Source organism: Ginsengibacter hankyongi (genome assembly GCF_008710285.1).
Classification (GTDB): domain Bacteria; phylum Bacteroidota; class Bacteroidia; order Chitinophagales; family Chitinophagaceae; genus Ginsengibacter; species Ginsengibacter hankyongi.
In genome coordinates this window covers 73,857-89,164 of record NZ_VYQF01000003.1, presented here as the reverse complement: position 1 = coordinate 89,164, position 15,308 = coordinate 73,857, and the positions used below count along the sequence as shown (strand labels likewise).

Genomic DNA, 15,308 nt, shown 5'->3' with positions numbered 1-15,308 from the left:
TTCAAAATACCCGTTGCTTTAATTTAAACTAAAAATAAAAGTTCAGCTTTTAAAAGTCTTTTTTTGTAGGTTTGGTATACTAATAATTTACCTAAGAAATTTCTATGAAGAAGAACACTAACGGTTCAGTAAAACCTGTTGCTGCTCACCTGATATCACCCGGTAATACCCCTGGTACGACAGTTGCGTTGAAAAAAACTAACGGTAAGGCTAAACAGAGATCCGGTACTTTTCTGTTGGAAGACCACTTAGACAACCATTTGTTGCTGGAGGTTTTAAACCAGGTGAAGAATGGGGATTTTACCGTGCGCATGCCCATAGATGGCGTGGGCTTAAATGGAAAAATCTGTGATACGCTCAACGAAATAATTTCACTCAATGAAATATTATTCAGGGAACTTACCCTGGCCCGTAATACCATTGGCAAGGAGGGAAAACTCAATCATAGGGTAGAACTGCCCCGGGTTGCAAGAGGCTCATGGAGCACGGGCGTAGATTCTATTAATAACCTGATATCAGACCTTGTGCATCCTACTATTGAAATTGCACATGTAATTAGTTCCGTTGCCAAAGGAAATCTTTCGCAGGAAATGCCGCTGCAAATCGGCGACCATCTCTTACAAGGTGAGTTTGGAAGAATTGCCAAAGAAGTAAATGATATGGTGAAGCAGCTCAATTTGTTTTCTATGGAGGTAACGCGTGTGGCCAGAGAAGTAGGATCAGAAGGTATCCTTGGCGGACAGGCGAAAGTAAAAGGTGTTGCCGGTGTGTGGAAAGATCTTACGGATTCCGTAAACCAAATGGCAGGGAACCTTACCGGCCAGGTGCGTAACATTGCTGAAGTAACAACAGCGGTTGCAAAGGGTGATCTATCCAAGAAAATTACGGTAGACGTGCAGGGGGAAATTCTTGAATTAAAAGATACGATCAACACCATGGTGGATCAGTTGAATTCATTTTCATCTGAGGTAACCCGCGTGGCAAGAGAAGTGGGTACTGACGGAAAACTCGGTGGCCAGGCAGAAGTAAAAGGTGTTGCAGGAACCTGGAAAGATCTTACAGATTCTGTAAACCAGATGGCATCTAACCTTACCGGCCAGGTGCGCAACATTGCGGAAGTAACCACGGCTGTTGCAAGGGGAGACTTGTCCCGTAAAATAACCGTGGATGTAAAGGGAGAAATTCTCGAACTAAAAAATACCATCAATACCATGGTGGACCAGCTAAATTCATTTTCTGCTGAAGTTACCCGTGTGGCAAGGGAAGTGGGATCTGAAGGAAAACTTGGCGGTCAGGCAACAGTGAAAGGCGTAGGGGGTGTTTGGAAAGACTTAACGGAGTCGGTGAATCAAATGGGATCAAATCTGACGGCGCAGGTTCGTAACATTGCTGATGTAACTACTGCAGTTGCTAAAGGTGACCTGTCCAGGAAAATTACCGTGGATGTGCAGGGTGAAATTCTTGAATTAAAAAATACCATCAATACCATGGTGGATCAGTTGAACTCTTTTGCATCTGAGGTTACAAGGGTTGCTTTGGAGGTGGGTACCGAAGGTAAACTCGGCGGCCAGGCAAAAGTGCAGGGTGTCGGTGGCACGTGGAAAGACCTTACTGATTCCGTAAACCAGATGGGATCCAATCTCACGGCACAGGTAAGAAATATTGCTGAAGTAACAACGGCTGTTGCCAACGGCGACTTATCTAAAAAGATCACCGTGGATGTGGCGGGAGAAATATTGGAATTGAAGAAAACGATCAATACGATGGTGGATCAGTTAAACTCTTTTGCATCTGAGGTAACCCGTGTGGCGCTTGAAGTTGGTACGGAAGGAAAACTGGGTGGGCAGGCAAAAGTAAAAGGGGTGGGGGGCACTTGGAAAGACCTGACTGAATCAGTAAACCAGATGGGGTCCAACCTTACGGCCCAGGTAAGAAATATTGCAGAGGTTACCACCGCTGTTGCCAAGGGCGACTTATCTAGGAAAATTACTGTGGATGTAAAAGGGGAAATTCTTGAATTAAAGAATACCATCAATACCATGGTGGACCAGCTCAACTCATTCGGTTCTGAGGTGTTTCGTGTGGCAAGGGAAGTAGGCAGTGAAGGGAAGCTGGGCGGCCAGGCCGATGTGCCCGGTGTGGAAGGTCTTTGGAAAGATTTAACGGATTCGGTAAATAAGATGGCATCTAACCTTACCTCGCAGGTAAGAAATATTGCAGAAGTTACCACTGCAGTGGCCAACGGTGACCTTTCCCGTAAAATTGAAGTGGATGTAAAAGGAGAGATCCTTGAATTAAAAAATACGATCAACACCATGGTGGAACAGCTTCGCGCATTTGCTTCTGAAGTTACCCGTGTGGCAAGAGAAGTGGGCACCGAAGGTAAACTGGGCGGACAGGCAAACGTACCGGGTGTTGCAGGAACATGGAAGGATCTTACTGACTCCGTAAACCAAATGGCTGGTAACTTAACGGCACAGGTAAGGAATATCGCCGACGTTGCTATTGCAGTTGCTAATGGTGATATGTCGAGAAAAATTACGGTGGATGTTCGTGGAGAAATCTTGCAATTGAAAGAAACATTGAATACCATGGTGGATCAGTTGCGTGCATTTGCATCTGAAGTAACCCGTGTGGCGAGAGAGGTGGGTACTGATGGAAAGCTGGGCGGACAGGCATTTGTACCGGGTGTTGCGGGAACATGGAAAGACCTTACCGACTCGGTAAACCAAATGACGGGTAACCTTACATCACAGGTGCGCAATATTGCCGAAGTAACCAAGGCCGTTGCCTCCGGCGATCTTTCCAAAAAGGTAACCATCGACGTACAGGGAGAAATTTTCGATTTGAAAAATACCATCAACACCATGGTGGATCAGCTCAATTCATTTGCCTACGAGGTAACCCGCGTGGCAAGGGAAGTTGGCACGGAAGGAAAGCTGGGCGGCCAGTCAGAAGTCCAGGGGGTTGCTGGTACGTGGAAAGACCTTACAGACTCAGTGAACATGATGGCTTCCAATCTTACCAACCAGGTTCGGGGAATTGCCAAAGTGGTGACAGCCGTTGCTACCGGGAACCTGAAACAAAAATTATCTATTGTTTCACAGGGCGAGGTAGCTCAACTAACGGATACCATAAACGAAATGATTGACACGCTGGCGGTATTTGCAGACCAGGTAACCACGGTTGCCCGCGAGGTGGGAGTGGAGGGCCGTTTAGGTGGACAGGCAAGCGTGCCTGGCGCATCAGGTATCTGGAAAAATCTTACAGAAAACGTAAACCAGTTGGCGGAAAATCTGACTACACAGGTGCGTGCCATTTCGGAAGTGGCATCATCAGTAACAAAAGGAGACCTAACGCAGATGATTAGGGTGGAGGCAAAGGGAGAGGTAGAAGAGTTGAAAGATACCATCAACCAGATGATCATTAACCTGAAAAAAACCACGCTAAGAAACCAGGAACAGGACTGGCTTAAATCGAACCTTGCGAAGTTTACCCAAATGCTGCAAGGCCAGAAAGATTTGAACACGGTAACCCGCCGCATTCTTTCTGAGCTAGCCCAGGTAGTGAATGCCCAGAAAGGGATGTTTTATATACTGGAGCAAAATGAGATTACTGAACATCAAAAGCTGAAATTATTTGCTGCCTATGCTTTTGGCGATGAAGTAAAAACGGCCAAAGAATTTAAATTGGGCGAAGGCCTGGTAGGGCAGTGCGCCGTGGAAAAAGAAAGAATATTGTTAACCAATGTTCCTAAAAATTATGTGAAGATCAGCTCCGGCCTGGGTAAAGCTTCCCCGGTGAATTTAATCGTACTTCCCGTTTTATTTGAAACACAAATTAAAGCCGTTATTGAGCTGGCTTCCTTCGATACATTCAGTGAAACGCACCTGGATTTCTTAAGCCAGCTAACGGAAAGTATCGGGATTGTGCTTAATACGATTGAAGCCAACTCCCGTACTGAGGGGCTTTTGGAGCAGTCGCAATCTTTGGCTGAAGAATTGAGAAGAACCAATGAGGAACTGGAAGACAGGGCGCAATTAATGATCAAGCAAAAAGAAGAAGTGGAAGCCAAGAACAAGGAAGTGGAAGAAGCAAGAAGATCACTGGAAGATAAGGCCGAGCAGTTGCAGCTAACCTCCAAGTATAAATCCGAATTTTTGGCAAACATGTCGCATGAACTGCGCACTCCCTTAAACTCCTTATTGATACTGGCGCAGCAATTATATGAAAATCATGAAGGTAACCTAAATGAAAAGCAGGTTCGTTATGCCAAAACCATTCATAGTTGCGGCGACGACCTCATCCAGCTTATCAACGACATCCTGGATCTTTCCAAGATCGAATCCGGTTATATCTCCACTGATTTTGTAAGCCTCAGGTTCAGCGCCATTACAGCATTTGTAGAAACAACCTTCAAACATATATCTGAAAGCAAAAACCTGCGCTTTACTATTGAAATGGATGAAAGATTGCCTGCCAGCATGGAAACCGATGCCCAAAGGCTTAACCAGATCCTCAAAAACCTGCTTTCCAATTCTTTTAAATTCACCGAAAAAGGCGAGGTAAGATTAAGGATCTATGAAGCCAGCCACAACTGGAAACAAAGCAATGAAAGCCTGGACAATGCCCGTAAGGTGGTCGCATTCGAGATCAAAGATACCGGTATCGGAATCTCAAGAGACAAGCAGAATATTATTTTCGAAGCTTTCCAGCAGGCAGAAGGATCTACCAGCCGTAAGTATGGAGGAACCGGTCTCGGCTTATCCATCAGCCGCGGGCTTGCCGAACTCCTGGGCGGAACAATAGAACTGGAGAGCCAGACCGGTATAGGAAGCACCTTTACTCTCTTTTTACCTATTGAATATGACGCCGCAGTAACCCGTAAAGAAAAGCACACAAGCCTCACCGTTAGTGAATACCAGTTGGAAGAAGCTGCCGGTGAAGTAGCCATTCAATCGGTGCCCACCATTAAGGTAGCGGAGACTAAAGACCTGAATGTGCTCAATGAAATAATCAATGAAATCGGCGACGACAGAAATAATATCCTCAGCACAGACAAAGTAGTGTTGGTGGTGGAAGATGATGTGAGGTTTGCCAGGATCACCATAGAAAAGGCGCACGAGATGGACTTAAAAGTAGTGGTGGCTGCCAGTTTTGGCGATGTGTTTGAGCTGGCTAATAAGTTTACGCCAATAGCAGTTACACTCGATGTGAAATTACCGGATGCCAGCGGGTGGCGTATTCTTGATCTCTTTAAGAATGATATTAATTTCAGGCATATTCCTGTTCACCTGATCTCGGGCGAGGAAAACCGCCTGCTCGCGATGCAGCGTGGCGCAAGAAGCTTTCACCTGAAGCCATTAAAAACCGAAGAGCTTACCGTGCTCTTTGCAGATATCGTGGAGTTTAACAGCCGCAAGCCTAAGAGGCTATTATTAATTGAAGATAACGAACTGGATTCTTCGCAGGCTGCCAAAATTTTAGATAATGGCGACCTGCTGGAAATTGAAATTGTCAATTCAGGAAAAAAAGCGCTGGAGCTTATAAAAAGTAATCTATACGATTGCCTGATTGTTGATTTTATGTTGCCTGATATTTCGGGACTGGAATTAGTTACAGAAATCAGTGCGCTTAAAAAGATGGAAATGACGCCGGTAATAATTTATTCCGCTAAAGATTTTTCTGCCAAAGAACGAACAAAGCTGAAACAATATGCCAACAGGATTTTATTGAAAGATGTAAATTCTCTCGATCTTTTATTGGAAGAAACGATCATGCTGTTACACATCGATCACAAAGACCTCCTTCCCGAAAAAAGAAAAATGATTGAAGACCTGCGTTCCAAGAAAGATGTGTTAACCAATAAAAATGTATTAGTGGTAGATGATGATGTACGTAACCTGTTTGCACTTACCACCGCTTTTGAACGTTTCAACATAAATACTATTACAGCCGAAAGCGGTAAGGAAGCCATGGACATCCTTGGTGAAAATAAAGAGATAGATATTGTACTGATGGATATTATGATGCCCGAAATGGATGGTTACGAAACGACCCAAAAAATAAGAAGAGAACATAAAAACAGCTCTCTTCCCATTATTGCCGTAACGGCAAAAGCCATGAAGGGCGACCGAGAAAAATGCCTGGAAGCCGGGGCCTCTGATTATATAACTAAGCCTTTAAAAATTGATCAGCTCATGTCGCTTATGAGAGTGTGGTTATATAAAAAATAAGCAGGAATGATACCAGAAAAAGACACCTTAAAAAAAAGTGATATAAAGATCTTAGTAGTTGATGACCGGGAAGACAACCTGTTTTCTATTGAAACCGTATTGGAAAAGGACAACTATACTATAGTAAAGGCTAACTCCGGCAGGGCTGCTCTCAAAATTTTATTAAAAGAGTATGACTTTTCGCTGATTTTGATGGACGTTCAAATGCCAGACCTCAATGGCTTTGAAACCGCTACCATCATTTACGAGCGGGATAAACTGAAAGGGATACCCATCATTTTTATAACGGCTCATAACCACGAAGAAGAATATATTTTCAAGGGCTACCGCATGGGCGCGGTGGATTATATTTATAAGCCGGTAAACCAGGAGCTCCTGAGAGCGAAAGTCGGCGTATTTGTAGAACTGTATCGAAAGAACCGGCAGCTGGTGGTACACGAAAAAAAATTACTTACCGCCAACAGGTCACTGCAAAAAGAAATTGAAGAACGTAAAATATCCGAGGAAAAAATAAAGGTGCTAAACAAGCAGCTTATCGCCAATAATGCCCATTTGCTGGCCATCAATGAAGAGCTGGATCGGTTTGCTTATGTAGCCTCCCACGATTTGCAGGAACCTCTCCGGAAAATTATGGTTTTCAGCGATAAGATATTATCGAAGCAGGACAACCAGTCCGAGGTGGAGAAATACCTCAAAAAAATTGTGGGCTCCTCCCAGAGGATGCAATCACTCATCAACGACCTGCTGGAGTTTTCAAGGCATACAGTACAAACAGATGATTTTGTGAACATTAACCTGAATGAACTCGTTAAAGAAGCCATGCTGGAACTGGAAATAGAAATAGAAAAAAACAATGCACAGATAACCATTGATGACCTGCCGGTGATCTGGGCCATACCTCCCTTGATACGGCAGTTGTTTTATAACTTAATCAGTAACGCCATTAAGTTCAGGAAAAAAGATACTGTTCTTGCCATTAACATTTCAGCGGAAAAAATAAAAAACCATCTCAACGCAAATTACTACCGCCTGTCGGTTTCAGACAATGGTATCGGCTTCGACCCTGCTTATGCCGATGACATCTTTGTCATTTTCAAGCGGCTGCACAGCTATCATGAGTACCAGGGTTCGGGGGTTGGGTTATCTATTTGTAAAAAAATTGTTGATAAGCACAATGGCTTTATCAGGGCTATTGGCAAACCGGGCGAAGGTGCTACATTCATTGTCGAATTGCCCGAAGTGCAGCCATTGCCCGAAACAAGTTAGTTTAAATAGCTACTACAGCATGAACCACCACCCGTTACCATTACTCTCAAAAAGATTCTTCATTTTCCCTCGCTTTGTAATCACCTGTTACCCTGACCAAGGTCATTTATTCCCCGCTTATTAAAGCAGACATTCGCTGCAAATATTCCTAACAATTAAAACTTATAATCATGGAAACATTGGTGCGGCCGGCGGCCATTAAAAACCCTCCCGAGGCTAATCTTACCCCTAAGACAAATATCATGATGGCATTGGTGTACCATGGTCCCGGTAAAAAATCATGGGAACAAAAACCCCTGCCTGTAATTCAAAAACCAACAGATGCAGTGGTGAAAATTTTGAAAACCACTATATGCGGTACTGACCTTCATATTATGAAAGGAGATGTGCCGGAAGTAACGGACGGCAGAATCATTGGCCATGAAGGCGTAGGTATTATAGAAGAAGTGGGAACCGGAGTGAGCAATTTCAAAAAAGGGGATCATGTTTTGATATCCTGTATCACCTCCTGTGGCAAATGTGAATATTGCAAGAAAGGAATGTACTCTCATTGCGAAGATGGCGGATGGATATTGGGACACCTGATAGACGGCACCCAGGCAGAATATGTAAGAATACCCCATGCCGATAACAGCCTTTATCCCATTCCTGCTGGCTCCGATGAAGAAGCCCTTGTGATGCTAAGCGATATTTTACCCACCGGTTTTGAATGCGGCGTGTTAAACGGCCAGGTGCAACCCGGGGACACCATAGCCATAGTAGGTTCAGGCCCCATTGGCTTAGCCGCTTTGCTCACAGCGCAATTTTATTCCCCGGCTGAAATTATAATGGTAGATATGGATGACAACCGGCTGGAGGTTGCCAAAACTTTCGGCGCTACGCAAACCATCAATAGCCGTAATGTGGATGTAATTGAAAAAATTAAGAGCCTTACTAATGGTAAGGGAGTGGATACAGCTATTGAAGCAGTAGGAACACCGGATACATTTGAGTTATGCGCCGAAATAATTGCTCCCGGCGGCCGTGTAGCCAACATTGGCGTACATGGAAAAAGCGCCACCCTCCATCTCGAAACCTTGTGGGCAAAGAACATTACCATTACAACGAGACTGGTGGATACGGTTACCACGCCTATGTTGTTAAAGACGGTTCAATCTAAAAAACTGGACCCTAATAACCTCATCACACACCACTTTAAGCTGGACCAGATAATTGAAGCCTATGATACCTTTGGAAATGCCGCAAAAGAAAAAGCCCTAAAAGTTATACTCACCAACTAAGTAGTAAAGTGTGGTTTTTCAGATCAGGGTGCTGTTGGCTTAACCGCCAACAGCTTTTTTTATAATTAGCTGAACCATGATTAATAGCCTTCAATCCTTCAATCCTTTAATCATGCAAATCAAGGTTCAGGCACTTAATCCTTCAATCATACAAATTAAGATTCAGAGAATTACCCATCATTGCCTGGAGGCCGGGCAGCCCACTCTTTTGTCTTTCTTTCCATGAAGAAGGCCGGCTATCTCTTTGTACTTATCGAAAAAATAACGGACCGTGTAGGTGACCGCTACATAATAATAACCATCCTTAATATTGGGGTTGCCACGCCTGGCGCCCGCTGCGGGGTAAGGCCCGGTCTGTACTTCATTGCCCCGGTAGGCCAGCTCAACAGCCTTGGCTCCTCTTGCATTAAACAGGCTGCCTTCATCTACATAATTATTGCTAACATCGTCGAGGTAATCCGTAAATATTTTCCGGTAACCAAATTCAATTCCCAGCCGCATGTCTTCGTTGAGTGAATACTCTCCCCCAAACCCAACGGGGACGCTAAATTGCGTAAGTTTATAATTTTTCGCGCCGTTTATAAAACCTTCGCCTTCTGTGCTCAGTGGTTGCAGAAAATATTTTTTGCCGCTAGTGTCCTTCGTGTAGGGATTAAAGTGATAAACACCCACGCCGGCAAATACATAAGGCGTCCACCAACGGTCGTTAAGATTAAAAAAGCTATACTGTGCTGTCAGTTCCCAGTCGGCAATTTTTGACCGGAAATTGAGGTTCCGTTGTTGCATCGCAACTGTTCCTTTTTTATTATCAGCCTGCAGCGAGGTGAGCGTTAAATAACTCCTCGCAGTGATGTGTTCAGAGAGGTCGTATTGCGCACCCAGTGAACCCATTAATTTGGCCTGCGACAGTGAAATAGCTTTTGCTTTCAAATCGCCCTGGTAATTTGCAACGCCAAGCCGCCCGGAGAAATGAAAGTTTTGCGCTACCGTTAGCATCGGCAATAAACAAAAAGCAATAAATAATTTTTTCATTGAAAATAAAATAAGAGAATATTATAATTAAAATTAACTAACGTTTTCTTATCCTGTTTATTTCAGATCTTCGGGTACAGGGGTAGTTCGGCTGCGTTAATTAATTGTTGAAAGCAAACCTTATGTAAGAAAAATGCGTTTAACTTCCAATGCACTTTCCCTTACAAAAATGAGTTAAGTTTGTTAAGGGAAGTTTTCCCCGTTTAGCAGTAGTATTTATGAAGCGTATAAAGCAATACCATTTATTAGCACTCGCTTTCGTCTTGCCGGTACTCATGCTTCAAAACACCGGTTGCTACAAAGAATATAGTTATGAAGGCGGAGATACTGCAAGAATTGTAAGAGATACGACTGCCAATCCGGGTCCGGTTGTTGTTAAAGAATTTCCGGCGTGTCCACTGTGTAATTCCTCAACAGAGCTTTCCACCGGGCAATGGAGTTTCAAAACAGGTAATTCTTTTTTATGCGGAGGAGTTACCAATTCCGGCTTTATCGGTGGCTATTCAAAAAAGGATTTTACTTTATTCGGGCCTTCGGCCTGTTCTGTTGATACCGGCCTTGTCATATCTGCCTACCTTTCGGTACCACTGGATCAGGACAGGTTCAACCTCACCACCGCCCGCGCAGCTTTCTATTATTATGACAATCATGCTGCAAAAGATATACTTATAAGCCTACCGCCGGCTCCGTTTTCTGTAACGGTACAAAGTTTTATTTATGCTACCGGTATTGCCACGGGCACTTTCAGCGGCACGGTTTATAAAGCAAATGGCGATACAGCAGTAATTACCGCCGGCAAATTTAAAGTCAGGCTTAAGTAGAACCACGGATGTAAGCCAACACACTCTCGCCTCTGGCCGGAGTTAGAAAGTTGTGACCAACGGTTTTTGGTTATAATTCCCAATAAAAAAGCTGGCTTGCCGGGCCAGCCCCTTTTATTCCGCATGGTATTAGCTATTTACTAATTATCAACTTGCGGGATTGAATACTTTCCGTTGTTTGCAATTTCAGCATATATACGCCGGATACAAGTTTGCTGAGGTTGATGTTATTCGTGTTATTACCGCTGGTGATGTCTACCTGCCGGCGATATACCTCTTGTCCCAATTGATTGATGATCGTCACTATTGCTTTTCCTGCGGCAGCTGCATCAAAGGAAATCGTGATGTCTGACGAAGCAGGAACAGGATAGAGCCTCAGGCCTGCATTGGAAATAGTTGTGTTATCGATAATTCCTGCAACAGTAGCTGTAAAAGCGGTGTTGCCGGTTAATACCTGCAGCGAATAGCATTGTGTGGAACTGTAATCACTTGAAGTGGCGCCATATACTTTCACGTAATAGGTACCCGCTTTATTATTATTGTAGACCAGTGTTTCACCCGAGGTGCCTCCATTGGTGGAAGTTGCCAACTGATTTCCTTTACTATTGTATAATGCCAGGTTATAATTTGCCGGAAGATTGGTTAGGTTTACCTTGACATTTTTCTGACTTCCGCTTGTGGTGAAAACGTAATAATCTACATCGGTAGACGAAGCAATCTCTGCGTTTACATTTGCTCCAATAGAAATCGATTGTGCAGTGGCCAAGGTATTATTGGGCTCCAACGCGTCCGTACAGCCCGCAGCACTTGTAGTGAATTGCAAAGCATTTGTATAGGCGCTGCTTCCGGAAGAACAATTGGTTCTCACCTGCCAGTAATAAATGGCAGAGGCACTTAAGCCCGTAATATTCACTGATGTTGAAGTGGTATTCACGGTTGTCCATGGGCCAGAGCCGGAAGTGCCATATTGCATGTCATAACTTAATGCACCACTAACTGCCCCCCAGCTTACTGTTGCACCACTGCTTGTAATGGAAGTAGTATTTAAGCTTGCTGGTGCATTGCAGGTAGCCGAAGCCAAAGTTGTGAATGAAGCTGTAGTATACCCGCTGCTAGACGTGCTGCTACAGTTGGATCTAACTCTCCAATCATAAGTGGTTGAAGAATTTAAACCCGCAATGGTTACTGACGTTAAAGTGGTGGCAGATGCACCAGACGTCCATGAATTTTGACCCGACAAAGAATAATCTACATTATAACTTAATGCGCCACTAACTGCCCCCCAGCTTACTGTTGCACTGCTGCCAGTAATGGAAGACGAACTTAAATTTGAGGGGGCATTGCAGGTGCTTTGCGGCAAGGTCGTGAATTGCGCCGCAATATAATTACCGGTACCACCGGAGCAGGTTGCTTCCACGCGCCAGTCATACAGGCTGCCGGCCTGCAGACTGCTTAAGGTAACGGAAGTGGCAATAGTGGCACTGGCAGCGTTTATCCAGGTATTGGAAGAATCTAATTTAAAATCCACACTATAGCTGGTTGCATTAGAAACCGCAGTCCAGCTAACAACAGCACTGGTTGTAGTTATGCTGCCCGATTGTAACCCTGCCGGGTCCCCACAGGCAATTGTTGTATCTGCAGGATATAACTGAATAGCCGGAATCACCTGCTTCGCAATGCCTGGCCCGCTCCATTTCAGAATGCAAACGGCATCATACTGGTTTTCATAATACTCAAGCTTTATAACATTCTTGGTGCACCCGGGCAGGGGAATGCTTACACTGTCTTCAGAGGCGGATTTGTCTATCCATTTATCTATTACTAACTGGTTGTTTATCCATAATCTAAAGCCGTCATCTGAAGTAACATAGAAGGTGTAAGTACCGGTGGTAATCGTTTGTACAGTACCGGTAAATCTTGCCTTGAAAAAATCGATACTGATGCCCGGGGGCCCGCCCGTGCCCCAGTTAAAATTAATGGTCGGTTCTGTTTTTGTAACCGTAGCAGTCGCAGGGAAAGGATCTGTGGGTGCCGTGTTTGAATAATATTGGGCCAGCAGGCCGGTTCCGTTGCTGGTGCATTTTGTGGAATCCACCGGGTATAATTGAATAGCCGGGATCACCTGTTTTAATATGCCCGGCCCGCTCCATTTTAGTATACACGTGGCGTCATATAGGTTTTCATAATACTCCAGCTTTATGGAGTTTTTCGTGCACCCGGCTAAGGGAACGTTTACGCTGTCTTCCGACGGCGATTTGTCGAACCACCGGTCAAGTACCAACTGGTTATTTACCCAAAGCCTGTAACCATCGTCTGAGGTTACATAAAAGGTGTAGGTGCCTGCGTCGAGACTTTGTACAGCACCGGAAAACCTCGCTTTAAAGGAGTCAACGCTTATTCCCGGCGGGCCGCCGGTTCCCCAGCTGAAATTGATGGTGGGTTCTGTTTTTGTAACCGTAGGGGTAGCGGGAAAAGGCGCTGTAGATGCTGTGTTGGAAAAATATTCAGCTAACAGGCCTGTGCCGTTACTTATGCATTGTACCGTCGTGTCCGGTGGATATAATAGTACAGCTGGGATCACCTGCTTTATTATACCCGGCCCCTTCCATTTCAGGATACAAACGGCATCATACTGATTTTCGTAATACTCAAGCTTTATAAAATTTTTTGTGCATTTGGATAAAGTAATGGTTGCACTGTCTTCTGACGCTGATTTGTCAATCCATTTATCTATCACTAACTGGTTGTTTATCCATAATCTAAAGCCGTCATCTGAAGTAACATAGAAGGTATAGGTTCCTGCATCAATACTTTGTACAGTACCGGTAAACCTTGCTTTGAAAAAATCGGTACTGATTCCGGGCGGGCCACCGGTTCCCCAGTTAAAATTGATGGTGGGAGTTGTTGTTGTAATTGTAGCAGTAGCCGGAAAAGGATCTGTAGGAGCTGTGTTTGAAAAATATTCGGCTTTGAGGCCTGTTCCGTTATTAACGCACCTTGATGTATCCGGCGGAAGTATGCCATATACTTTTATCGCTTTGGAGAAAGTAGGCACATATACCTTCCCGTTAGCAACTGTAGGCGGGTTAAATTTTGCAAAGTACCCTATAACATCATTAGGGTTTTGATCGCTATTCCATAATTCACCTGCCGAAACATCATTCGCTTTGTATGCTGCAAAACTTCCAGGCCTCACCTGGTGGTTAGCATCTCCTGACGTAGGGAAACAAGCCCAGACAATTCCCGAAGAAGTATCCGCTCCGTTAGATGATAAAGACAACATAGCACCCGGCATCCCGTTATCAAGCGTCCTGTTTCCCTGTTTGTAAGCATTCAGGAATGTTCCAGTGTTTCTGTCATAACTAAACTGATGAAGATTAGAGCTTTCTGCCCACCCATATACAAATTCTTTCCCGTTTAACTGTGCATACACCGGTGAACCATGGACATGAATATCCCCAAATGTGTTTGGGTTCCAGATGAGTGTATCTTTTACCTGCCTGTTCAGGGAATCGAAACGACCCATGTTGTTATAGTCAATCACATAAGAAATACCTTCTTTTGATCCTGAAACCGTAGTGCTGGAATTGGGAATTATTAATACCCCGTCACTTCCATAATCCCCGTCTGTGGAGTCCAGGTAAGCATAATTCGCCGGCGTAAACCAATCAAGCTGTGTTAGTTGAGGCGAAAGTTTTATCATGCTGGAACTTCTGCTTCCTGTTATCGTATTATCAGGTGTGGTAACACCATTCCCGGTGGTTACATAAAGATTTCCATCCGGCCCAACCGTTATACCTTGTCCAGACATCCAGATGCCCCCCAATCTTGCATCAGGGGTTGTATTGTAGGCATACTTGAAATTCAGTGTGCCTGCGTCAAAGCCTAAAACCCACCCGTGATAGGGACCCCAATCGCAATGTGAGGCGAAGGCTACATATACCACGTTATTATACAAAAGCAGGCCCGGCCGTTGATTTTGAAATTTAGCCTGGAAGGCTACCTTACCATTTACGCTTCCGGCGCCGGTGCCATTCACTTGGGCTGAAATTAAATGAGGGCTGCCTGTTTTTTGCTGACCCGTTTTTAAATCCAAAGCATTCAGGTATGCATAAAAATTTCCATTAGCGTCAATAGTTTTGGCGGCAACATATAATGTATTGGTGACGGTATCAATTACCGGCGTTCCAACAATACCAATCCTTCCTGAGAAATCGAGGTAATTACCCGCACAAGGTGTTCCCCATTGCGCATCTTTTAGGTCAGCAGTATTGGGCGCCCGCTGGCCGGATGGATTTAAACTTACCTTCCATAAATACGCCGTGTCAGTTACATCGTCTGCGTCAAAAGCATACACGGTGTTATTTACAGTGGCCGTATATAACACGCTGCCGGTATGATTGCCTACCGTAATGTTATTAACGACCAGCGGTTGGGCATATACCTCGTCATCCACGTTAAATGTGCCGATGCGGCCAAAATTACCGGAACTAACGTTGGCAGGATTTAAGATAGTTTCTTTATTGTTCCAGCCGGTGCGATTAATATCATTGTGCTGGGTAAGTACGGAAACTCCTGTTTGGGCGGTAGCGAATAAGCTGCTCATAACAAGAGCGGAGATGAATATAAATAACCTCATAAACGTTTAAATTAATTTTGGCGTCTCGAGGTAA

Annotated in this window: 6 protein-coding genes; 4 read left to right on the top strand and 2 right to left on the bottom strand. The window is 44.4% G+C overall.

From position 1 onward, the window contains the following. Nucleotides 1-104 precede the first annotated feature (104 nt). The 3 genes from FW778_RS12680 (at nucleotide 105) to FW778_RS12670 (ending at nucleotide 8,782) form a co-directional block, all read left to right on the top strand. Complete coding sequence (locus FW778_RS12680) at nucleotides 105-6,236, top strand: HAMP domain-containing protein (protein ID WP_150415093.1); 6,132 nt, start codon at nucleotides 105-107, stop codon at nucleotides 6,234-6,236. A 6-nt stretch (nucleotides 6,237-6,242) separates the two neighbouring features. Continuing rightward, the gene (locus FW778_RS12675) at nucleotides 6,243-7,502 is read left to right on the top strand and encodes a response regulator (RefSeq protein WP_150415092.1); all 1,260 of its coding nucleotides are present in this window, start codon (nucleotides 6,243-6,245) and stop codon (nucleotides 7,500-7,502) included. 170 nt (nucleotides 7,503-7,672) lie between these two features. Further along, nucleotides 7,673-8,782, top strand: coding sequence for a zinc-dependent alcohol dehydrogenase family protein (locus tag FW778_RS12670; RefSeq protein ID WP_235906243.1), 1,110 nt, complete (start codon nucleotides 7,673-7,675; stop codon nucleotides 8,780-8,782). 177 nt (nucleotides 8,783-8,959) lie between these two features. On the opposite strand, the gene FW778_RS12665 is transcribed toward FW778_RS12670, so the two are convergent. Continuing rightward, a complete protein-coding gene (locus FW778_RS12665) occupies nucleotides 8,960-9,814 on the bottom strand; it encodes a DUF6089 family protein (protein ID WP_150415091.1) in 855 nt (284 codons plus the stop codon). Between the two features lie 218 nt (nucleotides 9,815-10,032). Here FW778_RS12665 and FW778_RS12660 point away from each other — a divergent pair, with 218 nt between their 5' ends. Continuing rightward, nucleotides 10,033-10,635: a hypothetical protein gene (locus FW778_RS12660; RefSeq protein WP_150415090.1), complete on the top strand. Its 603-nt coding sequence runs from the start codon at nucleotides 10,033-10,035 to the stop codon at nucleotides 10,633-10,635. A 133-nt stretch (nucleotides 10,636-10,768) separates the two neighbouring features. On the opposite strand, the gene FW778_RS12655 is transcribed toward FW778_RS12660, so the two are convergent. Beyond that, nucleotides 10,769-15,274: a PA14 domain-containing protein gene (locus FW778_RS12655; RefSeq protein ID WP_150415089.1), complete on the bottom strand. Its 4,506-nt coding sequence runs from the start codon at nucleotides 15,272-15,274 to the stop codon at nucleotides 10,769-10,771. Nucleotides 15,275-15,308: the final 34 nt, after the last annotated feature.